This window comes from Actinomycetospora termitidis, assembly GCF_030286555.1.
GTDB classification, from domain to species: domain Bacteria; phylum Actinomycetota; class Actinomycetes; order Mycobacteriales; family Pseudonocardiaceae; genus Actinomycetospora; species Actinomycetospora termitidis.
In genome coordinates this window covers 30,356-54,677 of sequence record NZ_JASVWF010000007.1, presented here as the reverse complement: position 1 = coordinate 54,677, position 24,322 = coordinate 30,356, and the positions used below count along the sequence as shown (strand labels likewise).

Sequence of the window (24,322 nt, the reverse complement as noted above, 5' to 3'; positions counted from 1 at the left end):
TCCGGGCGGCCGGGGCGGATGGAGCTGGGCGTGACGATGGTGGACCCGCGCGCGGGGACGACGAGGCCGGGCACTCCCCTGGCCTACGACCTCGGTATCGACCTGGGCACCACCTTCACCGCCGCCGCCGTCCACCTCGACCACGCGCCCGACGTGCGCGTCGTGGGCCTCGACCGCGGCCGCGTCCAGGTCCCGTCGGTCCTCCTCGTCGACGACGACGGGTCCCTGCTCGTCGGCGGCGAGGCCGAGGCCCGGGCGCCGTGGGCGCCGCAGCGGGTCGTCCGTGAGTTCAAGCGCCGCCTCGGCGACGACACCCCGATCGTCGTCGCCGGCGAGGGCTTCTCCGCCGACGGCGTGGCCGCCGAGATGGTCCGTTGGACCGCCGACCGCGTCGCCGAGCAGCAGGGCCGCGAGCCGCGCCGGCTCGCCGTGGCCCACCCGGCCGGTTGGGGCGCCTACCGCCGCCGCGTGTTCACCGAGGCCCTCGCCGAGGTCGGGCTGCACGACGTCGTCCTGCTGACCGAACCCGAGGCCGCCGCGGCCGCGCACGCCGCCGCCGGCCGCCTGCCCGTCGGGCGCACCGTCGCCGTCTACGACCTCGGCGGCGGCACCTTCGACGCCGCCGTCGTCCGGGGCGTCCCCTCCTCCCCCGCCGCGCCGGTCGGCCTGACCGTCCTCGGCCGCGGCCAGGGCATCGAGGCCCTCGGCGGCATCGACTTCGACGAGGCCCTGTTCTGGCACGTCTGCTCGGAGCTCGGTGGCGCCGTCGCGGCGCTCGACCCGGCCGACCCCGCCACCGTCCGCGCCGTCGCCGGCCTGCGCCGCGCGTGCGTCGCGGCCAAGGAGCAGCTGTCGGTCGACACCGACGCCGTCGTCGACGTCCGCCTCCCGAACGTCACCACCCGCATCCGCGTCACCCGCGGCGAGTTCGAGGAGATGATCGCGCCGGCGCTGCGCCAGACGATCGACGTCCTCGGCGAGGTCCTCGACTCCGCGCGCGTCCGCCCCGCCGACCTCGACGGCGTCCTGCTGGTCGGCGGCTCCTCGCGCATCCCGCTGGTCGCCCGCATGCTCTCCGCCGAGCTCGGCCGGCCGGTCTCCGTCGACCCCGACCCCACGACCGTCGTCGCCCGCGGCGCCACCTGGGCCTCGGCCGCCGCCTCCGGCGTCGTCCGCCCCCCGACCGGACCCTTCCCGACGCCGGGTCGTGCCCCGATCTCGGGGCCCTTCGAACGGCCCGAGCCCCGCACCGAGTTCGTCGGCCCCGCCGCCGCCCTCCTGGCGCACGCCGACGCCGACCCCCGCACCTCCTTCGTCGGTCCCGCCGCGCTGCTCGCCGAGGCCGCCGACCCGGTCACCACCCCGGTGCGTCTCCGGCCCGCGTTCGACGAGCCGATCACCGACACCCTCGGCGGCGGGCTCCCGAGCCGTACCCCGATGCCCACCTCGGCCCTGCCGCCCGCCCGCGCGGCAGCCCCGATGGCCGCCCCCGGCCCCTTCGTCCCGACCGACGCGCCCGACACCCGCCGACGTCGGATCGCGATCGGCGCGAGTGCCGCGGCGGTGCTGGTCGCGGGCGGTGCCGTGGCGGTGACGGTGCCGATGGTCAAGAACACCGGCTCCTCGAGCGCCACGGTCGCTCCTTCCCAGGCCCAGGCGGCCGCCCCGGCACCGGGCGCGGTGCCCGCGATCGGCGACGCCGGCACGCTGCCGGCCGGCACCCTCGACCCCGCGACGACCACCGGCTCGGACGACGTCTCCCCCGCCGCCGCGACGAAGAAGTCGACGGCGACCAAGGCCCCCGTCGTCCCGGCCGCGGTGAAGCCGGCCCCGGTCGTGCCCGCGCCCGCCGTCGTTCCGCCGCCCGCCGCGCCGGCGCCGGCCGCACCGGCGCCCGTGGTCAACAACCCGACGCCGTCGACCCCCGGCACCACGACCAAGGACACCCCGAAGGTCGACCCTCCGCCGAACACCCCGCCGGTCTCGACCCCGCCGTCCTCTCAGCCGGTCACGCCGCCGGTGCAGAACCAGCCCGCTGACCCTGCGGCGCAGACGGCCGCGGTGTGAGCGCGCCCGAGCTGGAGCGCCCGATGACGTCCGACCTGGTCGCCGTCGCCGAACAGGCCGCGCTGACCGGCGAGCTCGTCGAGGCCGCCCGGTGCGCCGACGAGGTCCTGGCGTCCGACGCCCCGCTCCCCGAGCTGGTCCGTGCCGCGCACGTCCTCGCCGGCGTGCACGCGCACCGCGGGATGTTGGCCGACGCCGCCGAGCTGCACGCGTGGGTCGCCGCCGTCGCCCCGACCTGCGCCTCGCCGGCGGCCGCGGTCGCGCTCGTCGGCACTGGTCGCGAGGTGCCCACGACCGCCCCCGACCCCGCCCGCCCCGCACCCCCCACCCTCCGAACTGGGGCCGACGGCCTTGTCGGGAAGGCCGTCCGGGCGTCCGTGCAGCCCGGGGGCTCGGCGTCCGCGCTGTCCGACCTCACGCGAGCCGCGTCCCTGCTCGAGTGCCGCGCCGCGCCGGTGCTGCACGACGACTCGCCCGCCGCCCTCGGCGCCCTGGTCGCCCTCCACCGCGGCGAGCCCGACCTCGCGCGCACCCTGGTCGACCGTGCGCTCGTCGCCGACCTCGGTGGTGCCCCCTACCGGCGCCGCCACCTGCTCCTGCGGGCCTGGGCGGACATGACCGGCGGTGACCTGATCGCCGCCCGCGCCGGGCTCGACGCCGCCAACGCCCGCCCGGAGCCGCTGCACGCCCGGGACGAGCTGCTCGCGGTCGCCCTCGAGGCCGGGCTCGTCCGGCGGGCCGGGGACACCCGGGGCCTGCTGGCCGTGTGGTCGCGGGCGCGGGAGGCGGTCCTGCGGCACGCGATGGACCTGTGGTCGCTGCTGGCGGTCGGGGAGCTCGCGGTGGTCGCCGGCCGGCTGGGGCAGCTGGGCTGGCTCGCTCCGCACCTGCAGGCGGGCGACGAGCTGCTCGCCGCCCTGGGGCAGCCGGTGCTGTGGGCGGCTCCGTGGCACTGGTGCGCGTTCCTCGCCGCGGTCGCCGCCGACGACCCGCCGTCGGCCCAGCGGCACGCCGCCCACCTGGCCGAGGCCGCCGTCGACCCGGCCGCCCAGGCCGGCTCGCTCGCCGCGGTCCTCGCCCGCGCCGCCCGCACCTGGCTGCACGTCCTCGCGGGCGACGTGCAGGCCGACGAGGTCAGCGCGGTCGCGGCGTCCCTGTCCGACGCCGGCCTCGCCTACGACGGAGCGCGCCTCGCCAAGGAGGCCGCCGTACGGACCAGCGACAAGAAGGTCCTCGCGACGATGCTCGGCCTCGCCCGGGGCCTCCTCGCCGGCCCGGCGACCACGGCGGAGATCGTCGCGCCCGCGGCGGACGCGCCACCCGTCGTCGTCACCCCCTCGCCGCGCCCCTGCGTGCTGTCCGACCGGGAACGGGAGGTCGCCGAGCTGCTCCTCGACGGCCTGACCTACCGCGAGATCGGCGACCGGCTCTTCATCACCGCGAAGACCGTCGAGCACCACGTCCGCGGCATGCGCCAGCGCCTCGGCTCCGAGTCCCGCACCGACCTCTTCGCGGACCTCCGGGCCTCCCTGGCGAGCTGACCTGTCCGCGCCCGGCCGTCGACGCAGAGTGCCTTCCCGCCGATCTGAGACAACCGCCCGTCGTCGGGATCGGTCAGGGACACAGTTGCGCGCAAGAAGACGCTACCGTCGACGAATCGAGGACTAGGGCCAGAACATACCGGGCACCCTGTTTCTGCCGCCGGCGGGAGGAGACCGAGATGAGCATGCTCCTGGGGAACCTGCGCGACCTGATCGGCGACCTCGCCGATCCGCTCGAACCGGAACTCCCGCCGACCGTCGAGCCCGACGACGACGAGGACCTACTGCGCCCGTGAGTACCGCCCGGGGTTCTGTCCCCGGAGCGTCGTGCCCAGCGCGTCCGCGGTCATCGGCCGCGAGAACAGGTACCCCTGCGCGACGCGGCAGCCGAGTTCGACCAGGGTCGCCGCGGCCTCCTCGCTCTCCACGCCCTCGGCGATGAGGTCCAGTTCGAACGACTCCGCGAGCTTGACGATCGACCGCACGATCGAGAAGTCGTCCGGATTGCGCCCCAGGTCGTGGACGAATCCGCGGTCGATCTTCAGCGTGTTCACCGGGAACCGCTTGAGCTGCGCCAACGAGCTGTAGCCCGTCCCGAAGTCGTCGATCGCGATCGCGACGCCGAGCTCGCGCAGCCCGTGCAGGGTCTTCAGCGCCGCGGCGTCGTCGCTGACCACGGCGTGCTCGGTGACCTCGAGGATCAACTCGTCACCGGAGAGACCGTTGCGCTCGAGGACCCCGGCCACCGTCGAGACGAAGTCGATCGCGATCAGCTGCACCGGGGAGATGTTCACCGAGATCGCGAAGCCGGCCAGCGCGCCGGGCGGCAGCTCGGACCGCCACGCCGCGAACTGCCGGACCGCCTCGGCCAGCACCCAGTCGCCGAGCTCGCCGGCGAGGTTGGTGGCCTCGGCGACGCCGACGAAGAGCTCCGGGGCGACCGGCCCGAGCGTCGGGTGGTGCCACCGCACGAGCGCCTCGACCCCGACCATCGCGCGCGTCCGCAGGTCGACGATCGGCTGGTAGGCGATGGTCAACGATCCGTCGCGGATGGCCGTCAGCAGGTTCATCTCCACCGCCACGCGCACCTGCTCGCGCGTCTCCATCTCGGCGGTGAACACGACGACCTCGTTGCCGCCGCGACTCTTGGCCACGAGGACCGCCTGGTCCGCCGACCGCAGCCACTGGGCGAGCGCGACCTTCGCCGGCTCCATCACCGCGATCCCGACGCTGACCGTCCGCCCCAGCGACTGCCCGCCCAGCTGGATCGGCCGGGCGATCGCGCGCTGGACCCGCTCGGCCAGCGCGACCGCGCGGGACTCGTCGCACGTCCCGTCCACCGCGACCACCATCTCGTCGCCGCCCAGCCGCGCCACGACGTCGCCGGGGTCGACCGCGGACCGCAGCCGCTGGGCGATCTCGACGATGAACCGGTCCCCCGCCTCGTGGCCGAGGAAGTCGTTCATGGCCTTCAGCCGGTCGACGTCGATGAACAGGAGCGCCCGGGTGCCCGGCTCGGCGGCGGCGAGGATGCCGCTCAGGTGCTCCATCAGCGCGCGACGGTTGGGGAGGCCGGTCAGCTCGTCGTGGTGGGCGATGTGGCGCAGCCGGTCCTCGGCGGCCATCCGGCTCTGCATCTGCGCGAACAGCACCGCGATCGTCGTCAGCGCCCGTTGTTCGTCGTCCCGCCACGGGCGGTCGCCACCGAAGCCGAGCGTCCCGGTCGTCGTCCCCGCGGTCTGCAACGGCACGACCAGCCCGGCGCCGGCGGCGTCCTCGTCGAGTGGCAGCACCCCGACGGGGTCCGGGTCGGGGATCTCCGGCCGCGCCGGCCACTCGGCCACCAGCACCGAGACACCCCGCCGCGCGTCGTGGAAGCGCAGGACACCACTCTCCAGCCCGAGGGCGCGCACGGTCGTCGCGAGGACGGACGCGGCGGCCTCGTTCAGCCCGGTGGAGTCGACGCCCATGAGCGTCGTCGCGACCGCCGTCACCAGCGCGTCGAGATCCGTCGGCTCGGGACGGGGATCCGACTCCACGCAGCGGAGATTAACGAAGAGCACACCGCTGGGGCACCCGTGTCGCCTCCAGCTCGTACGCCACCTCCAGCAGGCGCGCCTCGTCCCCCGGCAGGCCCGCGAGCTGCACCCCGACCGGGAGGCCGCGCCCGTCCCGCCCCGCCGGCACCGCGACGGCCGGGGCACCCGCGACGTTCTGCAGCGGCGTGAACCCGACGTAGCGCACGAGTCGCTCCCGCAGTTCCTCGAACGGCACCGCCGGGTGCAGCCACCCCAGCTCCGGGGTGCGGTGGGCCAGCACGGGCGAGAGCAGGACGTCGTGGTGGGTGAACTCGGCGCGGTAGGCGACCCGGCGCAGGCGACGCAGGAACCCCGGCCGCCGCGGACCCGTCGTCAGGAAGTGGCGGGCGAGGCCGCGCGTGAGCGGGTCGAGCCGGGACCGGTCGAACGAGCGCCCGAAGGCCGTCCGCCCGCCGGCGGCGACCGAGAACGCGAGCAGGCCCCAGTACACGAGGAAGTCGTCCACGAACCCCTTCCCGACGGCGGGTCGGTGCGGTTCGACGACGTGGCCGGCGGCGTCCAGCACGGCCGCGGACCGCTCCACCGCGGCACGCGTGTCGGCGTCCACCTCGCCCCCGGCCGGGCTGTGCAGCATCACGCCCACGCGCAGCCGTCGGCCGGGCCCCTCCACCCGCGGCCGCCCCGTCATCGCGGACAGGACGAGCGCCGTGTCGCGGACGGTCCGGGTGACGACCCCGTCCGCGACCAGGTCGATCGGCATCATCGCGCCGTGGGCACTCGGCGCGAGGGCGCCGCGGCTCGGCTTCAGCCCCACCAGCCCGCACGCCGCCGCCGGGATGCGGATCGACTCTCCGCCATCATTGGCGTGCGCCAACGGGACGGCCCCGGCGGCGACCAGGGCGGCCGCACCGCCGCTCGAGGCGCCCGCGGAGAAGGCCGGGTCGACGGGGTTGCGCGTGGGCTCGACGTCGACGAACTCCGTGGTCGCGTTCAGCCCGAACTCCGGCATCCGGCTCGTCCCGACCAGGTCGAGGCCCGCTCCGAGCAGCTGCTGCGTCACGGCCGCGTGGGCCCGGGCCGGTGCGGGGACGTAGGCGGCGGAGCCGTTGGTCGTCGGCCACCCGGCGACGTCGGTGTTCTCCTTGACCAGCGTCGGCACCCCGGCGAGCGGCCCCTCCGGGTTCCCGACGACGGGTGCGTCCGTCCGGTCGAGCCCGAGCCCGTGGAGTACCGGGTCGACCGTCGCGAGCCGCCCGGCCACCGCCGCGCGCAGCTCCGCGGCCGACACCTCGCGGCGCCGGAGCCGGGCCACGAGGGCCGTCACGTCGTCGTCACCGAGGGCGTCGTCTGGCACGGCGCCCAGGAGATCACGGCGAACCGTCCGGGCGGCGGAAGGACCGGGAACGGTCCCGCGACCGACGTCACGGGCCGCCGTCGCGGGTCACACCCGTTCGGAATGGCGCGGGGCGCCCGGTCTGCGGACCATCGGAGGCTCCCGACCCGGAGGTGCCCATGAACTCCCAGGAGCGCTTCGACCGCTTCCGTTCCGCCCTCGGCTTCCGCGCCGACCTCGCCGACGCCCCGGGCCTCGCCCTGGCGGCCCTCGACGGCGAACCGATCGACCCGCCGGTCCAGCTGCACGTCGACGAGACGAGCCTGACCGAGCACCTCGGCGCCCCGGCCGACGACGACCACGAGGCCGCCCGCCTCCAGTCCCTCCTGGCCCAGATCGAGGAGGCGCTGCTCGAGCGCGAGCAGGGGCAGGACCACCTGGTGCTCGCCGAGGGCGGGCCGGTCGCGGTGAGCAACGCCCCGGCCCGTTAGAGCCGCAACGGACGGGGCACCCGACGTCGTGACCCGTCATGCCCTCGTCTCCGGTGCGAGCATCGCCGGCCCCGCCCTCGCGCTCCAGCTGAATGCCGCCGGTTGGCGCACCACGGTCGTGGAGCGCGCCCCGCGACTGCGTGACGAGGGGCAGAACGTCGACCTCCGCGGGGCAGGACGCGAGGTGGCCCGCCGGCTCGGGCTCGAGGACGCCGTCCGCGCCGCGAACACGACCGAGGTCGGGCTGCGGCTGATGGACGAGGTCGGCGGCACCGTGGCGGAGTTCCCGGCCGGTGAGAGCGGCACGGACGGGCCGACGGCCGAGCTGGAGATCCTGCGCGGCGAGATGGCCCGCATCCTCTACGAGCGCACCGACGAGGCGACCGAGTACCGCTTCGGCGACTCGATCACCGACCTGGCCGAGCACGACGACCACGTCACCGCCACCCTCGCGAGCGGCACGACGGTCGACGCGGACGTCGTGGTGGTCGCCGAGGGGACCCGCTCGCACACGCGGTCGCTCGTCGTGCCCGAGGTCGACATGACCGAGCTCGGCCTCTACATCGCCTACCTGACGATCCCGCGGACGGCCGACGACGACCGCTGGTGGCGCTGGATGCACACCACCGGCACCCGCGGGGTCAGCCTGCGTCCCGACAACCTCGGCAGCACCCGCGCGATGCTGAGCTTCCTCTCCGACGTCCGCGGGCTGGAGGCGCTCGACCGCGACGGCCAGCTGACGATCCTGCGCCGGACCTTCGCCGACGTCGGGTGGGAGGCCCCCCGCGTGCTCGAGGCCCTCGACGACGCCTCGATGTACTTCGACGCCGTCGCCCAGGTGAAGCTCGACCGCTGGAGCCACGGCCGCACCGTGCTCCTCGGCGACGCCGCCTGGGCCGCCGGCCCGTTCGGCACCGGGACGAGCCTGGCCCTGACCGGCTCGTACATCCTGGCCGGGGAGCTGGCCGCGCAGCCCGACGTCCCGACCGCGCTGGCCCGCTACGAGCAGCTCATGCGTCCGTTCGTCGACCGTGCCCAGGACGTGAAGCCGGCGATGATCCGGGCGATGAACCCGCGGACCGCCGTCGGGCAGAAGGTGCAGCGCGGCGCGGCCAAGGTGGCCGCGGAGGCGTTCGACAAGCTCGGCGGGCTCGTCAACCGCATCGCCGGCCCGCCGGCGGACGCGATCGACCTCCCCGACTACGGGCACCTCCCGGCGGCCTGATCGCACGACCGCGTTGCGTCGCGCACACGGCCCAGCCACTCGACCCGGCGCCGCACCACCGTTGCGTCCCGCACACGGCCCGTCGGGTCGGCCCGGCGCCGCACCACCGTTGCGTCGCGCACACGGCCCGGCCCGTCGACCCCACTTCGCCACCGCGTTGCGCGACGCAACGCCTCGCCCGGCCCGGTCGAATGCTCCCGACCGTGTGCGTGACGCAACGCGTGCGGCCAGGAGTTCCTCCGTCTCCAGCCGTGTGCGGGACGCAACGCCCACGCCGAGGAGGACCTCACTCTTCGGCCGTATGCGGGACGCAACCCCCAACGCGGGCCGTCAATCCAGGTTCTCGATCTCCACCGGCTCGATGCCCTCGTCGGGCGGCAGCGTGAACCCGAACAGCTGCGCGTAGAACGACAGCTCCGCGTCCAGGGCCCGGCGGATGTTCTCGGCCCGCCGGAACCCGTGCTGCTCTCCCGCGAACAGCAGGTACGCGACCGGCACGCCCTTCTCCCGCAACGCCGAGACGATCATCTCGGACTGGTTCGGCGGGACGATCGCGTCCTCGTCCCCCTGTAGCACGATCAGCGCGGTCGAGAACTCGCCGACGTGGGTCAACGGCGAGCGCTCGACGTAGACGTCCCGCGCCTCCGGGTACGGCCCCACCAGTCCGTCGAGGTAGCGCGACTCGAACTTGTGCGTGTCCGCCGCGAGCGCCTCGAGGTCGGCGACGCCGAAGTGGTCCGCGCCCGCGGCGAAGGGGGTGTCGGCCCGGGCGAGCGCGGCCAACGTCGTGAACCCGCCCGCCGACCCGCCCCGGATCGCGAGGCGCGCGGGGTCCACCCGACCCGCGTCGGCGAGCGCCCGGGCCGCAGCCAGGCAGTCGGCGACGTCGACGATCCCCCACGCACCCTTCAGCTGCTCGCGGTAGGCGCGGCCGTAGCCGGTCGACCCGCCGTAGTTCACGTCGACGACCCCGAACCCCCGGGTCGTCCAGTACTGCAGCCCGACGGACAGCACCGGCGACGCCGCGCCCGTCGGACCACCGTGGATGACGACGAGCAGCGGCGGCAGTTCCCCCTCCACGCTTCCCGACGGCGGGTAGAACAGCGCGTGCGCATCGCGCGGGTTCCCGTCGCCGTCGACCGAGGAGAACGTCATCGGCTCGGGGACCGAGAGGATCGCCGGGTCGAGGCCGAGATCGCGTGGCGGCCGGAGGGTCGTGACGGCGCCCGTCGTCGAGACGTGGTGGACGCCGGGCTCGGCGGTCGGGCCACCCGCGACGCAGACGACATCGTCGCCGTGCGCGCGGACGGAGCGGATCACGGAGAAGCCGGTGTCGAGCTCGGTCGTCGTACCGTCCGGTCGCCTCAGGACCAGCGCGTCGAACCCCTCCGACGACCGCGCGAACACCACCGACCGGTCGTCGAGCATGGCGTACCGCGACCCGCCGAGCTGCCACCCGGGCACGCCGATCTCGGCGTCGAGCAGCACCACCGGCTCGCTGATCGAGCCGTCGTAGCGGTAGAGGTTCCACCACCCGGTGCGGTCGGAGAGGAACGTCAGCGACCCGTCGGCCTGCCACCGCGGCTCGGTGACCGACTCTCCCGGCCCGCCCGCGACGACCGTGTCGGTGCCGGAGGCCAGTGAGCGCACCGTCAGGACGGTGTCGTCCCACGGCATCGACGGGTGGTCCCAGGAGATCCAGGCGAGCGTGGAACCGTCGGGCGAGAGCCGCGGTGCCGCGACGAAGTCCGGGCCGTCGACCAGCACCTCCGGCTCGGAGAGCGCCCGTGCGTCGCACCGCACGACCTCGTTGACCACCTCCGTGGCGGGTGCCCCGACGGACGGGTGGCGCTCCCGGACGCACACCAGCCACGTGCCGTTCGGGGCGACGTCGCCGTCGGCGTAGCGGTCACCGCGCGGCACCGCGGGCTCGGGCGTGAGGAACGTGATCCCGTCGTCGTCGAGGCGGCGGAGACGCTGGTCGGCCCAGTCGACGAGGAAGACGACGCCGTCCGCGACCCACCACGCGCCGCCGCCGTACTCGTGGACCCCGGTCCGGACGTTGATCTCGGGCGGGACGACGTCGGCGGTCGCCCCGTCGGGCGTGCGGCGCACCAGGGCGATCCGTCCGCCCTCGGCGGCGCGCCCCTCGGCCCAGAGCAGATCCTCGCCGTCCGGGTGGACCTCCCCGAGCCCGACGGCGGCCTGCACCACCAGCTCGGAGGTCAGCGGGGTCGGCCAGGATCCGTAGGGAGCGTTCGGCACGGCCCGCACCCTACGAGCCGAGGGCGGCCAACTGGTCGAACACCTCGTCCAGGCTCGCCCGCAGGCGGTCGCGGTCGCGCGACCCGCCGTCGGTCCAGCGCTGCATCGCGACCCGCACGCCGGCCATCGACGTCGCCGCCAGGAGGGCGGCACGCAACCCGACCGACCCGTCGTCGGGAACCCGTTCTCCGAGCCGCTCCGCGATGACGACGCCGAGCTCGCGCTCCCGGTCCGCGTAGGCCGCGAGCTGGTGCGGCAGCAGCGTGGGGCTCTTGCGCATCATGCGCAGCGCGTCCATCCGGTCGTCGCCGGCGAGGTCGTCGACGTGCGCGAGGACCGCGTGCCGGAGGGCCTCGAGCACGCTCTCCGACGCGGGCCGCTCGCGGACCAGGTCGACGAGCACGTCGCCGCGGGCGGAGTCCCCCGCGACGACGGCCTCCTCCTTGCTGGAGAAGTAGTTGAAGAACGTCCGCAGGGAGACGTCGGCCGCGTCGGAGATCTGCTCGATCGTGACGTGCTCGACGCCGTGCTCGAGCGAGAGGGCGACGGCGGCCTCGCTGAGCGCGGTCCGCGTCTCCTGCTTCTTGCGCTCCCGCCGTCCCACCACCCGACCAGTCTCGCGTGAGGCGTGTCGGGTGGTGGTGGCGGTGCTCATCGCGCCACCGCCGGGATCACCTCGGTGTCGGCGTCGACCGCGTGCCGGCCCTGGTGCGGGTCGGTGGTGAACCGCAGGTCGCGGCGCTGGCGTCCGACGGTCCCGCCGAGCAGCTCGACGTGCGGGGTACCGCGCCACTGGGCGACCAGCAGGTAGGGCACCGGGTCGCCGTCGATCGCGAGGCGGTAGCGGCCCTCCTCGTCGGCGACCGCCCGGGCGAGCTGGTGCCCGGCCCGGTCGACCACCGTGAGCACCGCCCCGGCCCCGAGCCGGTCGCCGTCGCGGACGGTGCCCTCGACGACGGAGGTCGGTTCGACGTCGTCGGTCTCGTCCGTCGTTGCGGCCGGGGCGTCCTCGGTGATGTCGATCGTCTCGCGCAGCGGCACCTCGCGGAGGAACAGGATGGCGACCAGGGCGATCAGCGCCAGCGGTGCGGCGACCAGGAACATCAGCGCGACCGAGTCGCCGTAGGCGTTCTCGACGACGCCGCGGATCGGGTCGGGCAGCGTCGCGACGTTCGGGATCTGCCCGCTCGACGAGCTCGTGGCGCTCGCCGGGATGCCGACCGCGGCGAGCCCGGAGCTGATCGCCGACGAGACGTGGCTCGAGAGCAGGGCACCGAGGGCAGCGACACCGGCGGCACCACCGAGCGACCGGAAGAACGCGACGGTCGAGCTGGCCGCGCCCATGTCACGCAGGGCGACCTGGTTCTGGACGGCGAGCACCAGGTTCTGCTGCGTGGCACCGACACCGACGCCGACCAGGACCATCGCGACGGCGAGCTCCCAGTACGGGGTGTCCGCGCCCATCACGAGCCCCTGCATCAGCAGGCCGACGACGAGCGAGAGGCCGCCGCCGACGAGGTACGGCTTCCAGCGGCCGTACCGCGAGATCAGCTGGCCGACGGTCGTGGAGGCGATGAACAGCCCGGCGATCATCGGCAGGGTCAGCAGCCCGGCCTCGGTGGCCGAGGCGCCGCGGGCGAGCTGGAAGAACTGGCTCAGGAACACCGACGAGCCGAACATCGCGACGCCGACGAACAGGGCGGCGACGGTGGCGAGGGCCACGGTGCGGTTGCCGAAGAGCTTCAGCGGGATGATCGGCTCCTTGGCCCGCGACTCGACGAACACCGCGAGGGCGAGCGCGACGATCCCGGCGGCGAGCCACGCGAGCGAGGCCCACGAGACCCAGGCGAAGTTCTTGCCGCCGAGCGAGGTCCAGATCAGCAGGGCCGAGACACCGCCGGCGACCAGCAGCGCGCCGAGGTAGTCGATGTGCACCTCGCGCTTCTGCGTGGGCACGGTCAGGGTCCGCTGCAGGACGACGAGGGCGATGACGGCGATCGGGACGGTGACGTAGAAGCACCAGCGCCAGCCGATGGTGTCGACGATGACGCCGCCGATCAGCGGGCCGCCGACCGTCGCCACGGCCATGATCGCGCCGAGGTAGCCGGAGTACCGGCCGCGCTCGCGCGGCGGGATGATCGCGGCGATCACGACCTGCGCCAGGGCGGTCAGACCACCCATGCCCAGGCCCTGCAGCACGCGGAAGCCGATCAGCTCCGGGGTGCTCGTGGAGAGGCCGGCGAGCATCGTCCCGACGACGAAGACGCCGATCGCGAGCTGGACGAGCAGCTTCTTGGAGAAGAGGTCGGCGAGCTTGCCCCAGATCGGGGTGGACGCGGTCATCGCGAGCAGCGACGCCGTCACCACCCACGTGTACTGGGCCTGCGTCCCGCCGAGCTCGGAGATGATGCGCGGGAGTGCATTGGACACGATCGTCGACGAGAGGATCGCGACGAAGAGGGCCATCAACAGGCCCGAGAGCGGCACGAGCACGGCGCGACGGCTGGTCAGCGGCGGTGCTGCGTCGGCGGTGTCGACGGACGCGGTCATGGAACCGGCTTTCACGAGTGACGGCGGTAGGCACCCGGGACGTTCGTTCGCCCGAGCAACGACCACGCTACTCGTTCATGCACGACGTGCAAGTTTGCGCGCTGTGCTCTGTTGCACACCACGCACGGGTTTCTCAGCGGGCGCGCATCTCGATGGCGATCTGCGAGGCGTCCAGGTTCGCCAGCGCGTCCTCGAGCACGTCGGCGTCGAACGTGCCGTCGTCCCGGGCGACCAGCAGTGCCTCCCGTTGCGCCTCGAGGACCGCGACCCGCCACCGGGTGGACGCCTCGACGTACGCCCGGTCCGGCGCACCCTCGGGCGGGGCCGGTTCGGGGATGCCGTCGCCGGCGTGCCGCATCAGGTCGAGCAGCTGGGCCCGTTCCGCCTCGGCCTGCTCGTCGACCGCGTCGGGGTCGGCCGGCGGCGCGAGGCGGCGCACCAGCGGGCCGATCGTGCCGCCCTGGATCAGCAGCGACAGCGTCGCGACGGCGAACGCGACCAGGACGAGGACCGAGCGCTGCGGGGTGCCCTCGGGCAGCGTCTGCGCGGCGGCCACGGTGACCGCGCCGCGCATCCCGGCCCACACGACGACGGTGCCCTCGCGCCGGCCGAGGGGTTGGCGCAGGAAGTACCGGACGGTCGCGAGCCCGCGGGTGATGCGGGTCGCGAACTGCTGCATCTGGCGCTCGGAGACGCGCCGCCGGCCGCGTTCCAGGAACTCCGCGGCCGTCTGCTCCTTGCCCTCGGGGGTGCTCAGGCGGTCCTGCATCCCGGCGAGCCGGCCCTGCAGCGACACGTGCTGCCGGGCCCGGGCCGCGAGCACGCGCAGCAGCGGGGCGACGTAGGCCGCGCGCACGAGCACCGTCAGGACGAGGGCGCCGACGGCGATCAGCACCGCGAGCCCGACGCCGCCGTGGTCACGCTCGACGCTCTCCACGATCGACCGGATCTGCAGGCCCATCGTCAGGAAGACGACGCCCTCCAGGACGAGCTCGACCGTGCGCCAGTTCTGCGCGTCCGAGAGCCGGTTCTGCGTGGACAGGTCGTGCGGGGCCCGGAAGCCCGTGACGAGCCCGGCGACGACGGCCGCGACGAGTCCCGAGGCCTCGAGCAGTTCGCCGGGCACCGCGGCGACGAACGGCACCGCGAAGGAGATGACGGTGTTGACGGTCGGGTCGGGGACCCGCTTGCGGACCTGCAGCGCGAGCACCCCGACGAGGCCGCCGAGCACGACCGCGACGGCCACGGAGTACGCGAACGTCCCGAGCGCACCCCAGAACGAGAAGGCCGCGGCGGTCGCGACGATGGCCGTGCGCAGCACGACGAGGGCCGTGGCGTCGTTGAGCAGGCTCTCGCCCTCGAGCATCGCGACGACGCGCTTCGACACGGGTGTGCGCTTGATGATCGACGTGGCGACCGCGTCGGTCGGGCTGACGATCGCGCCCAGGGCCACGCCCCAGGCGAACCCCAGCCCGGGGATGACGAGCGAGAAGAACAGCCCGAGCACCAGCGCGCTCGCGACCACGAGGAACACCGACAGGCCGCTGACCGCCCCGAACTCGCGGCGGAAGTTCATCGCCGGCATCGAGACCGCGGACGAGTAGAGCAGCGGCGGCAGGAGGCCCTCGAGGATCCACTCCGGCTCGATCTCCACCGCGGCGAACAGCGGCAGGAAACTCGCCCCGACGCCGACCGCGACGAGCACGAGCGGCGCCGCGATCCCGAGACGAGGACCGAAGGTGGCCGCGGCGGCGATCACGATGATCCCGCACACCAGGACGACGAGCAGCTCCGTCACGCGGGCAGCCTGGCAGGGAACTCCGACGACGTTGTCGGACCCCGTCGCTACGCTCACGCCGAATCGGACATCAGGGGGTCGGAGTGAACACGCCCGACGTGGCGATCGAGGTCGCCGGGCTGGTCAAGCGGTACGGCGAGGTCACCGCCCTCGACGGGGTGGACCTGCAGGTCCCGCGCGGGACGGTGCTCGGTCTGCTCGGGCCGAACGGCGCGGGGAAGACGACGATCGTCCGCATCCTGACGACGCTGCTGCAGCCCGACGCCGGGCGCGCGGTGATCGACGGGGTGGACGTGCTGGCCGAGCCGCGGGAGGTGCGGCGCCGGCTCGGGCTGTCCGGGCAGTACGCGGCGGTCGACGAGTACCTCACCGGGTTCGAGAACCTCGACATGATCGGGCGGCTCTACCACCTGGGGCGCCGGCGCAGCCGCGAGCGCGCGCGGGAGCTGCTCGAGCAGTTCAGCCTGACCGATGCGGGCGACCGTCCGACCCGCACCTACTCCGGGGGCATGCGCCGCCGGCTCGACCTCGCGGGAGCGCTGGTCGCCCATCCCCCGGTGCTCTTCCTCGACGAGCCGACCACGGGGCTCGACCCGCGCAGCCGCACCGAGATGTGGGGCGTGATCCAGCAGCTGGTCGCGGGCGGCACCACGCTGCTGCTCACCACGCAGTACCTGGAGGAGGCCGACGTGCTGGCCGACGACATCGTCGTCATCGACCACGGCCGCGCGATCGCCCGCGGCACGGCCGACCAGCTCAAGGCGCAGATCGGCGGCGAACGCCTGGAACTGACCGTGAGCGACGAGGGCCGGCTCGACGAGGCCGCGCGCCTGGTCACGCCGCTCGGCGTCGCGCCGCCGGTCACCGACGAGCACCGGCGGTCCCTGACGATGCCCGTGTCCGGCGGGGTGAAGGCGCTGCGGCAGGCGCTGGACCTGCTGGAGTCCGAGGCCCTGGAGGTCGACGACGCCGGGGTGCGGCGCCCCACGTTGGACGACGTGTTCCTGACCCTGACCGGTTCCACCACCGAGGAGTCCCCGTGAGCACGCTCGACGTGGTCACCGACGCGTCCGTCGTCGCGAAGCGCAACCTGATCAAGATCAAGCGGGTGCCCGACCTGCTGGTCTTCACCACGCTCTCGCCGATCATGTTCGTGCTGCTGTTCGCCTACGTCTTCGGCGGGGCGATCGACCCGACCGGCGGCGGCGCGGCCTACCGCGAGTTCCTGATCGCCGGGATCTTCGCGCAGACCGTCGTATTCGGGGCGACGAACACCGGCGCCGGCCTGGCCGACGACGTGAAGAAGGGCATCATCGACCGGTTCCGGTCGTTGCCGATGGCGCCGTCCGCGGTGCTCACCGGCCGCACGCTCTCCGACGTCGTGAACAACGTGCTCGTGCTGGTCGTCATGTCGATCACCGGGTTGATCGTCGGGTGGCGGATCAACACCGGGCCGCTCGAGGCGCTGTGGGGCTTCGTGCTGCTGCTGATCTTCGCCTACGCGATCTCGTGGATCATGGCGTGGCTCGGCCTGCTGATCCCGAGCCCCGAGGTGATCAACAACGCCTCGTTCATCGTGATCTTCCCGCTGACCTTCGTGGCGAACACCTTCGTCCCGCTCGACACGCTGCCCGGCCCGCTGCGGGTGTTCGCCGAGTGGAACCCGGTATCGGCGGTGACGCAGGCAGCACGGGAGCTGTTCGGCAACCCCGACCCGAACCCGATGTCCGCGGCGTCCCTGGCGTGGCCGCTGCAGCACCCGCAGCTGTACACGCTGATCTGGGCGGTGGCCGTGGTCGCGGTGTTCGCGCCGCTCGCGAGCTGGCAGTACCGCCGCGCGGCGAGCCGCTAACTCTTCACGGCGGAGACGATGGCCGCGATCAGCAGTCCGACGAGCAGCAGGACGAGCGCCACCGGGCTGAGCACGCCCAGCAGGATCAGCCCGAGGACGATGCCGATCTTCGGCCCGGTGCCGAGCGCGCCCCACGCGCCCTTGACCGCGCCGAGGACCGGGTTCTTCCCGCTCATCAGCGCGTTGCCGGCGCCGAAGATCGCGCCGAGCTTGACCCCGCCGCCGGAGGCGAGCCCGTCGAGCTGCCCCTCGAGCTGGTCGGACAGGTCGTCGACCTTGTCGGCCACCGCGCCCGCGGCCCGATCGACCAGCGCCACGGCGATCTTCAGCCCGGCGGCCTTCAGGCGCTCGGTCGGGGTCAGCTCGGTGGCAGTGGTCATGGGTTGGACGCTATCCGTTGGACGCGCGTGTGCCACTCCGCCGAGTGCAGGCAACGATCTCGGCGGGTGGCTCAGAGGTCGCCGTGGGTGACCGGCCGGACGTGCCCGAGGAGTTCGTCGCGCGGATCGACGCCGTCCTCGGCGGGTGGCGGGGCGTGACGCGGGAGCCGGCGTGGGTGGGCATCCGCTGGAAGGTCCGCGACGCGACGATCGCCCACGTCTTCGGCGGCGAGGACTTTCTCTTCCGCATCATCTTCCGCGGCGAGCCCGACGAGGTGGCCGCCTTCGACCACATGGGCCCGCCGTACTTCAAGGTCGCCTGGGGCTCCAACGTCATCGGCATGACGATCGACGAGCACACCGACTGGGACGAGCTCGCCGAGGCACTGCAGGACTCCTATCGCATCCAGGCCCCGGTCTCCTGGGCAGCGGACGCCTGATCGGTGCCGAGGGCCGCGTCGAGCGGGTACGGGGAGCTGTCCCGAGGCCGTCCGCGCAGCGCTGCGTGCCCGCTCGCCCCGCCGGTCCGACCCTGATGTCAGTGGCACCGCGCCGAGCTGGGCGTGCGCGGTGCCGCTGACATCGAGGCCCGGGGGGGATCGCGCCGGTCGCCGCCGCCCACCCCGGCGCCGCCACACCCTGGACTGTCCGCGTCACCACGACCCGGACGCGCCCCACCGTGCGCCGCCGTCGAGCGAGCACTCTCGGCGCTTCCGCGGACGGGGCAGGACCGACGGTGCTCGTTGATCACGGATCGGCGAGTCGGCGACCGTCGGGTTGCGAACCCGGGAGAGCATGCGGCGTGCCTGCCGCGCTGACCGTCACCCGTTAACGGACCGAGATCGGCGAGGGACTGGCCGTCGGCTGCCTGGTCGCCGGGGTCACCGCTCTCAGCCCGGCCGCGCCGCTCGATGCAGCTCTGCGGCACGCACTCGACGGGTGGCCGTGGGCCGTCCGGTACCCGACGGTCCGCCGCTCTCCGCAGGTGGTCGACACCTTGCACGCCAGCACCGGCCGTCGCGGGGTGAAGATCGCGCAGTGGGTGTTCTCCCGGGGCCTCGCCGTGCCGCAGTTGCGCGACGACGAGTGGGACCTGCCGGGCGCCTGCCGGCATCTGGAGGAGGCCTCCGGGGTTCCCGCACGCCGTTGGGCCGAGCTGGCGACGGTCTTCCTCGACCGCCTGGGCTCCACCGACGTCTGGCGCGCCCCCGACGTCGACTCGGACCCGGGCGAACTCATGCCCTCGTGAACCGCGACCCCGACCCCGTTCAGAGGAACGACTCCCGCGGATCGACCGGCACACCGTCGCTGCGGAAGTTCGTCCCACACGCACGGCAGCGCCGGTCCTCCACCGAGACGCAACAGCCGCCCAGGACGATGCCGGGGTTCGCCCGGAACGTCTCGAAGTCCATCAACCCGTACACGATCTCGGCGGCGTCCGGGGAACCGCAGGACGGGCACGACGACTCCATGGCGATCTCCTCCGGTGCATCGGAACTCCCCGCACCGTAGGACCGACCCCCGACAACCTCACCGGGGTCGCGCAACCGTGTCGATCGGACACGGTTGCGCCGCACCCCGCGCGCCTCCGGCCCGGGTCAGACCGGTGGCGCCAGCTCGTGCCGCTTCCCGAGCCACTCGGCGATCCGGCCTGCCGCCAGCTCGTTGCCCGTCGGCTCTCCCGAGGCGATCGCACCGCCGAAGTGCGTGCCGCGCACGCTCTCGTGCGTCAGATCGGTGGCACCGAGGGCCGAGACCATGCGCTTCGAGTCCGACGGGAACGCCGCCTGGTCGCCGGTCAGCTCCAGGAACAGCGTCGGCACCCGCACCCCCGGCGCGCACCGCACGAAGTCGGCGTTCGAGCTCAGTCCGGACCACGTCGAGAGCCAGGCCTCCGGCGTCGTCAGGCGGCAGAACCCGACCTGGCCGTAGTTGATGAGGTCGGGCCGCGCTCCGAACAGCGAGCCGTAGGGGCGCTCGCTGGGGTCGAGGGACAGGTCGACGGTCCGCGGGTCGGCGTCGGTCCGGAACACCGTGATGATCTCCGGCGCGAGCGCCCGGCGGCGATCCGCGGCCGCACCCGTGCGCTTGTGCACAGCCCGCGCCTCGGCGGTGCGCTCCAGGTGCGCCCGGGCCCGCGCGTCGATCCGGGCCACCCGGGCCCGCTGCGCCGCGCGGTAGTCGTCCAGGAACTCCGCGGAGTAGGACGAGCTCGTGGGCGGCTCGGCGAACCCGTTGCGCGGGTCGAACGCGTCGAGCCCCGGCACGGCCGCGAGCGGGTCGGCCTCGTCGGCCACCGACGGATCGATGCACCCGAGCAGCAACCGTCCCTGGCCCGGGTGCGGCGCGAGGAACACCGCCCCGTCCACCTCCGGCATCGACGCGTCCGCGAGCTTCGTCGGCCGCCCGCCGGGTGTCGTCGCGATCCGCTCCGCGCCCGCGAGCCCGGCCTGTTCGAGGTAGAACGCGAACAGCGTCCCGCCGCCCGAGTGCCCGAGCGGGACGATCGCGTCGAAACGCGAGCGCAGGAACACCATCCCCGCCGCCACGTCGAGCAGCGCCTGCTCGTGGACCAGCGTCAGGTCGTTGTTCACCGACCGCGTGTGCTGCGTCCACACCGCGGCCCCGGCCCGCAGGAGCGCAGGCACCAGCGGGTGGTGCGTGACGTCCTGGCGCGGGTGCATCAGACACACGACTGTCGTCGCTCCCGGCACGGTCGCGAGGACCCCGCGGACACTGGCACCGTCCGCCGTCGTCAACTCGTGGACGGACGTGACGGTCGAGGCCGGGCGTTCGTCGGCCTCGATGTGCCGCCCCGCGCCGAGCCGTGCCTTCCCCGTCGCTCCGCTCGCCCGAGTCGTGGGAGCGCTCATGCCGGGTCGACCTGCAGGGCGTTCTTGTCGTGCTGCACGATCGTCCCGCCGCTGACCCCGGCGATGCAGGAGTACCAGACGGCGTGCCGGCAGCCCGTCGCGCGGCGGTCGATCACGATCGATCCGTCGGCGGTGATCTCGAAGTACGGCCCGATCTTCCCGACGGACGCGCCAAACTCCGCCGCCACCTTCGCCACGGTCGTGTTCTCCGGGACGTCGAGCACGTAGAGGGCGGTCATACCTGCGCGCCTTCCCGCGCCGCTTCCCAGTCCGCCGCCCGCGCGACGATCAGCTCCGCCTTGCGCGCCAGCAGCTTGCCGAACGACGGGTCCGGCTCGGCGACGACGTCGAGCAGCGCGTCGATCGTCAGGTTCGCGTCGAGGTCCTCCTGCGGCGTCACCGGACGCATCGCGCGGGTGAACTCGACCATGTAGCCGTTGGGGTCGTGCGTGTAGATCGACTCGATCGTCTCGTGCTGGATCTGCATCTCGACCGGCCACTCGGAATCGTCGAGCCGGCGGCGGTACTCCAGCAGGTCGGCGTCGTCCTCGACGTGGATCGCGAGGTGGCGGGACCGCACGAAGAACTCCGGCACCTCCGGCCCGAACCCGGCGTAGACGTCGCCGCGCTCGTGGGTGTGCTGCGGCTCGAGGCCGAAGTAGTAGAAGAACGCGATCCGGTCGTCGTTCCCGATGTCGAAGAAGAAGTGGATGAAGTCCGGATGGTTCTCCGGGCCCCACCCCGCCGCGCAGATCGAGTGCACGACCGGGAAGCCGAGGACGTCGCGGTAGAAGCGGACGGTCCCTGCGGGATCGAACGTCGGGAACGCCGCGTGGTCGACACCGCGGACCTTGTGCTCCAGTGCCATGCCCCCAGCGTAGAACTCGTCTACGCCTGCGTCAATCTTTCGACGCCTGCGTCTGGATGACGCTCTCCAGGTAGTCCAGGTCCTGCCGGAGCAGGCTCAACGCCGCCGCCGGGTCACCCGGGCGCGGGGTGTCCGGCAGCCGGTCCGGCGCCTGCGCGACCGTCGCGACCGCCATCTCGGCCATCTGCTCGCCGATCTCCTCCGGCGTCTGCGCCCCGCCCGCCCGGAACCAGAACGCGACCCAGTTGCACATCCCGATCAACGCCAGCGCCGTCGACCGGGCCGGCCGCGGCCGGAACTGCCCACTCCGGATGCCCTCGTCGACGATCCGGACGAACCCGTCGAGCACCCGTCGCTTCGCCGCCGCGTGGGCCGCGGCGAGGTCCTCGGGCAGCTCGGACTCCGAGCGGATCACCAGTTGGAACCGCGGCCCGTGCCGGGCCTGCTGCGCCGCGGTGACCCGCACGAGGTCGCGCAGCTTCGTCTCCGGGTCCGCGTCGCCGCCCGCGATCTCCTCCGCGGTGTCGGCCGGCCCCTCGGTGATCTCGGTGACGAGCCGCGCGAGCAGCTGGTCCTTGTTCTTGACGTAGTAGTAGAGCGAGGGCCGCGTCATGCCCATCGCGTCCGCGATGTCCTGCAGGCTCGTGCCCGCGAAGCCGCGCTCGGCGAACAGGCGTGTGGCCTGCTCGTAGATCTGGGCCTCGACCAGTTCCCGACGGGGCCGCCGGGCGGGGGTCTCGTCCGGGGCGGGTTCCGGCAGGCTCATGAGCCGCGACGATACCGAGGCCCCCTCGGTGGTCATGACGTCCGGAGGCGCGGGAGCAGCGCCTCGGCGTTGCGGCGGTCGACGCCGACGAGGACCGGATGCCCCTCGGCGACGGCCTCGTCGAGCACGCGGTCGAACGTGACGCCCCACGATTCCGGCGCGAACGGGAAGTCGCTGCCGTAGAGCACGTGCCCGGGCGGGAAGAACGCCGTGATCGACGGGAGCGCGGTCGGGGTGGCGGAGAGGGCGGTGTCCACGAAGAAGCTCCGCAGTTCGTCGAGGACGTCGTCCTCCGAGACACCGTCGGTGAACCGCGCCGCTCCGGCGAGCCGGCTCGCGACGAACGGCACGAAGCCACCGGCGTGGGACAGGATCACCCGCAGGCGGGGGTGCCGCGCGAGGACGCGGCGCGTGGCCATCTGCAGTGCGGCCCGCGTGGTGTCGAACGGGAAGTCCAGCAGCGGGCTGGGCAGGCCCGGGAGCATCGGCAGTCCGGGCGGGGCCGTCGGGTGGACGAAGACCACGGCGTCGCGCGCGTCGAGGATCTCCCACAACGACTCGACCGACTCGTCGCCCAGGTACGCGCCCCCGGCGTTCGACAGCAGCACCACGCCGTCCGCGCCGAGCACGTCCAAGGCGTACTCGGCCTCCGCGACCGCCCCCTCGACGTCCGGGAGCGTCAGCACCGCGAACTGCCCGAACCGGTCCGGGTGCCGCGCCACCAGCTCGGCGTGCTCCTCGTTGACCGCCCGCGCCAGCTCGCGCGCCGCGGCGTCGTCCCCGAAGTGCACGCCGGGCGCGCTGATCGACAGCACGCCGGTCGCGATGCCCCGACGATCCATCATCGCGAGCGCCGCGTCCGGGTCCCAGTCCGGCGTCGGCCACCCGCCCGCGGTGAGGCCGCGCTCGTCGAGAGCGGCCCGGTACCGCGTCGGGATCAGGTGCTGGTGGACGTCGATCCGCATGCCGTGAGCTTCGCTCACCCGGCCGCAGGCCACACCACGTCGACGCGCTGCGGACCGCAGAACATCGGGCTCTCGACATCGCGCCACTCGGCGTCGTCGGCCAGGCGCAGCCCGGGCAGGCGGTCGAGCAGCGCGGTGAGCACGGTCGAGATCTCGATCCGGGAGAGCTCCGCGCCCAGGCAGAGGTGCACCCCGTGGCCGAACGAGAAGTGCTTCCGGGCGGTCGGACGGCCCACGACGAAGTCGTCCGCGTCGGCCCCGAACACCGTCTCGTCCATGTTCGCCGACTCCAGCCCGACGACGACGCGCTCCCCCGGCTCCATCGACGTCCCGCCCAGCTCGACCGGCTCGGCCACCGTCCGCAGGACCCACCGGATCGCCGACCCGTGCCGCAGGCCCTCCTCGCGCGCGGTGTCGAGCAGCGACCGGTCGGCCAGCAGCGCCTCCCAGCGGCTCCGGTCGGCGAGCAGGTGGTACACGGTCGAGCCGATCGTGTACGCGGTGCTCTCCAGGCCGGCGACGAACAGCTGCCAGGCGTGGAAGGCCACCTCCCGGTCGCTGAGCTCACGGCCGTCGACCCGCCCGTGGACGAGTCGGGTGATCATGTCGTCGGGAGGGTTCTCCTCGGACCGCCGAGCCACCGAAGCGGCGACGAAGTACTCCTCGAGGCGCTGCCAGGCCTCCGTGCCGACGAACGGCGCGGGCAGGATCGCCGTGATCTCGAGCGAGAGCCGGGCCAGTTCGTCGGAGTCCTCGGCGGGCACGCCGACCAACCGGGCGATGACGCGGGCCGTCAGCGGCATCGCGACGTCCCCGACGATGTCGGCCGGCCCGCCGTCGGGCAGCGCGTCGATCAGCTCGTCGGCGTACTCCCGCACCCACGGCGTGGCGTTCGTGATCGCCGTCCGTGCGAACCCGGGGCGCAGCAGCGCACGCAGGGCGGTGTGCTCGGGCGCGTCGCTCTGGGTGATCAGGGCGGGCGGCGCCTCGCCGTCACCCTCGTCGCCGAGGACGAAGTTGCCGGCGTTGCTCATCGCGCGCCCGTCCAGCAGCGCCTGGCGCGCGACCTCGTGACCCGCCAGGAACGTCAGCCCCGGCGCGACGTGCGACACCGGGCACCCGCTGCCGCGGACCTCCCGCAGTGACGCCCGGATCTCGGTGACGGACCCGCCGGCGAGCGGGTTGAAGGTCTGGTCGTCCACGGTCATCGGGCACGCTCCGGGGGGTGGTGGGGTCGGGCGGGTGGCGGCGCTGGGTTCGCGGAGGGCGTGTGTGGTGCGCAGGAAACCTGTGCACCACACACGGCAGT

The 24,322-nt window shown here is 73.8% G+C and carries 22 protein-coding genes; 8 read left to right on the top strand and 14 right to left on the bottom strand.

The features are described 5' to 3' along the window. Positions 1-36 precede the first annotated feature (36 nt). Together QRT03_RS25340 and QRT03_RS25335 are read left to right on the top strand one after the other, a co-directional pair. Entirely contained in the window at positions 37-2,067 is a 2,031-nt protein-coding gene (locus tag QRT03_RS25340; RefSeq protein WP_286056214.1) for an Hsp70 family protein, read from the top strand. 23 nt (positions 2,068-2,090) lie between these two features. After that, complete coding sequence (locus QRT03_RS25335) at positions 2,091-3,608, top strand: helix-turn-helix domain-containing protein (protein ID WP_286055899.1); 1,518 nt, start codon at positions 2,091-2,093, stop codon at positions 3,606-3,608. Between the two features lie 281 nt (positions 3,609-3,889). Here the strand turns inward: QRT03_RS25335 and QRT03_RS25330 are convergent, their stop codons facing one another. Together QRT03_RS25330 and QRT03_RS25325 are read right to left on the bottom strand one after the other, a co-directional pair. Continuing rightward, positions 3,890-5,647: a putative bifunctional diguanylate cyclase/phosphodiesterase gene (locus tag QRT03_RS25330; RefSeq protein WP_286055898.1), complete on the bottom strand. Its 1,758-nt coding sequence runs from the start codon at positions 5,645-5,647 to the stop codon at positions 3,890-3,892. A 10-nt stretch (positions 5,648-5,657) separates the two neighbouring features. Next, the gene (locus QRT03_RS25325) at positions 5,658-7,001 is read right to left on the bottom strand and encodes an amidase (protein ID WP_286055897.1); all 1,344 of its coding nucleotides are present in this window, start codon (positions 6,999-7,001) and stop codon (positions 5,658-5,660) included. 158 nt (positions 7,002-7,159) lie between these two features. On the opposite strand from QRT03_RS25325, the gene QRT03_RS25320 reads away from it, so the two are divergent. Beyond that, entirely contained in the window at positions 7,160-7,471 is a 312-nt protein-coding gene (locus QRT03_RS25320; protein ID WP_286055895.1) for a hypothetical protein, read from the top strand. A 28-nt stretch (positions 7,472-7,499) separates the two neighbouring features. After that, positions 7,500-8,696, top strand: a complete 1,197-nt coding sequence (locus QRT03_RS25315) for an FAD-dependent monooxygenase (protein ID WP_286055894.1) — start codon at positions 7,500-7,502, stop codon at positions 8,694-8,696. Between the two features lie 330 nt (positions 8,697-9,026). Here QRT03_RS25315 and QRT03_RS25310 read toward each other — a convergent pair whose 3' ends face one another. The 4 genes from QRT03_RS25310 to QRT03_RS25295 form a co-directional block, all read right to left on the bottom strand. Then, the gene (locus QRT03_RS25310) at positions 9,027-10,961 is read right to left on the bottom strand and encodes a S9 family peptidase (RefSeq protein ID WP_286055892.1); all 1,935 of its coding nucleotides are present in this window, start codon (positions 10,959-10,961) and stop codon (positions 9,027-9,029) included. 10 nt (positions 10,962-10,971) lie between these two features. Then, positions 10,972-11,616, bottom strand: a complete 645-nt coding sequence (locus QRT03_RS25305) for a TetR/AcrR family transcriptional regulator (protein ID WP_286055890.1) — start codon at positions 11,614-11,616, stop codon at positions 10,972-10,974. Next, positions 11,613-13,511, bottom strand: a complete 1,899-nt coding sequence (locus tag QRT03_RS25300; protein ID WP_286055889.1) for an MDR family MFS transporter — start codon at positions 13,509-13,511, stop codon at positions 11,613-11,615. Before QRT03_RS25300 ends, QRT03_RS25305 begins: the two co-directional genes overlap by 4 nt. Before the next feature lie 133 nt (positions 13,512-13,644). Beyond that, positions 13,645-15,309 carry a cation:proton antiporter gene (locus QRT03_RS25295; RefSeq protein ID WP_286055888.1) on the bottom strand — a complete coding sequence of 555 codons (1,665 nt, stop codon included), beginning with the start codon at positions 15,307-15,309 and terminating at the stop codon, positions 13,645-13,647. A gap of 83 nt (positions 15,310-15,392) precedes the next feature. Here QRT03_RS25295 and QRT03_RS25290 point away from each other — a divergent pair, with 83 nt between their 5' ends. Then, on the top strand, positions 15,393-16,352 hold the full coding sequence (locus QRT03_RS25290) for an ATP-binding cassette domain-containing protein (RefSeq protein WP_286055887.1): 960 nt from the start codon (positions 15,393-15,395) through the stop codon (positions 16,350-16,352). Then, positions 16,349-17,161, top strand: coding sequence for an ABC transporter permease (locus tag QRT03_RS25285; protein WP_286055886.1), 813 nt, complete (start codon positions 16,349-16,351; stop codon positions 17,159-17,161). Before QRT03_RS25290 ends, QRT03_RS25285 begins: the two co-directional genes overlap by 4 nt. On the opposite strand, the gene QRT03_RS25280 is transcribed toward QRT03_RS25285, so the two are convergent. Next, the gene (locus tag QRT03_RS25280) at positions 17,158-17,541 is read right to left on the bottom strand and encodes a hypothetical protein (protein ID WP_286055885.1); all 384 of its coding nucleotides are present in this window, start codon (positions 17,539-17,541) and stop codon (positions 17,158-17,160) included. The two genes, QRT03_RS25285 and QRT03_RS25280, sit on opposite strands and share 4 nt — an antisense overlap. Before the next feature lie 83 nt (positions 17,542-17,624). On the opposite strand from QRT03_RS25280, the gene QRT03_RS25275 reads away from it, so the two are divergent. Beyond that, the gene (locus QRT03_RS25275; RefSeq protein WP_286055884.1) at positions 17,625-17,981 is read left to right on the top strand and encodes a hypothetical protein; all 357 of its coding nucleotides are present in this window, start codon (positions 17,625-17,627) and stop codon (positions 17,979-17,981) included. Positions 17,982-18,538: 557 nt separating this feature from the next. After that, positions 18,539-18,790 carry a hypothetical protein gene (locus QRT03_RS25270; RefSeq protein ID WP_286055883.1) on the top strand — a complete coding sequence of 84 codons (252 nt, stop codon included), beginning with the start codon at positions 18,539-18,541 and terminating at the stop codon, positions 18,788-18,790. A gap of 19 nt (positions 18,791-18,809) precedes the next feature. On the opposite strand, the gene QRT03_RS25265 is transcribed toward QRT03_RS25270, so the two are convergent. The 7 genes from QRT03_RS25265 to QRT03_RS25235 all read right to left on the bottom strand — a co-directional run bounded on the left by QRT03_RS25265 (position 18,810) and on the right by QRT03_RS25235 (position 24,221). After that, on the bottom strand, positions 18,810-19,013 hold the full coding sequence (locus tag QRT03_RS25265) for a hypothetical protein (RefSeq protein WP_286055882.1): 204 nt from the start codon (positions 19,011-19,013) through the stop codon (positions 18,810-18,812). A 126-nt stretch (positions 19,014-19,139) separates the two neighbouring features. Further along, complete coding sequence (locus QRT03_RS25260) at positions 19,140-20,414, bottom strand: alpha/beta hydrolase (protein ID WP_286055881.1); 1,275 nt, start codon at positions 20,412-20,414, stop codon at positions 19,140-19,142. After that, a complete protein-coding gene (locus tag QRT03_RS25255; RefSeq protein WP_286055880.1) occupies positions 20,411-20,653 on the bottom strand; it encodes a hypothetical protein in 243 nt (80 codons plus the stop codon). Before QRT03_RS25255 ends, QRT03_RS25260 begins: the two co-directional genes overlap by 4 nt. After that, positions 20,650-21,282 (bottom strand): VOC family protein, encoded by a 633-nt coding sequence (locus QRT03_RS25250; RefSeq protein ID WP_286055879.1) that lies wholly within the window; start codon positions 21,280-21,282, stop codon positions 20,650-20,652. The genes QRT03_RS25255 and QRT03_RS25250 overlap by 4 nt, the downstream gene beginning before the upstream one ends. Positions 21,283-21,313: 31 nt before the next feature. Continuing rightward, positions 21,314-22,048, bottom strand: coding sequence for a TetR/AcrR family transcriptional regulator (locus tag QRT03_RS25245; RefSeq protein ID WP_286055878.1), 735 nt, complete (start codon positions 22,046-22,048; stop codon positions 21,314-21,316). Positions 22,049-22,080: 32 nt separating this feature from the next. Next, on the bottom strand, positions 22,081-23,013 hold the full coding sequence (locus tag QRT03_RS25240; protein WP_286055877.1) for an amidohydrolase family protein: 933 nt from the start codon (positions 23,011-23,013) through the stop codon (positions 22,081-22,083). 14 nt (positions 23,014-23,027) lie between these two features. Then, the gene (locus QRT03_RS25235; protein ID WP_286055876.1) at positions 23,028-24,221 is read right to left on the bottom strand and encodes a cytochrome P450; all 1,194 of its coding nucleotides are present in this window, start codon (positions 24,219-24,221) and stop codon (positions 23,028-23,030) included. Positions 24,222-24,322 lie beyond the last annotated feature (101 nt).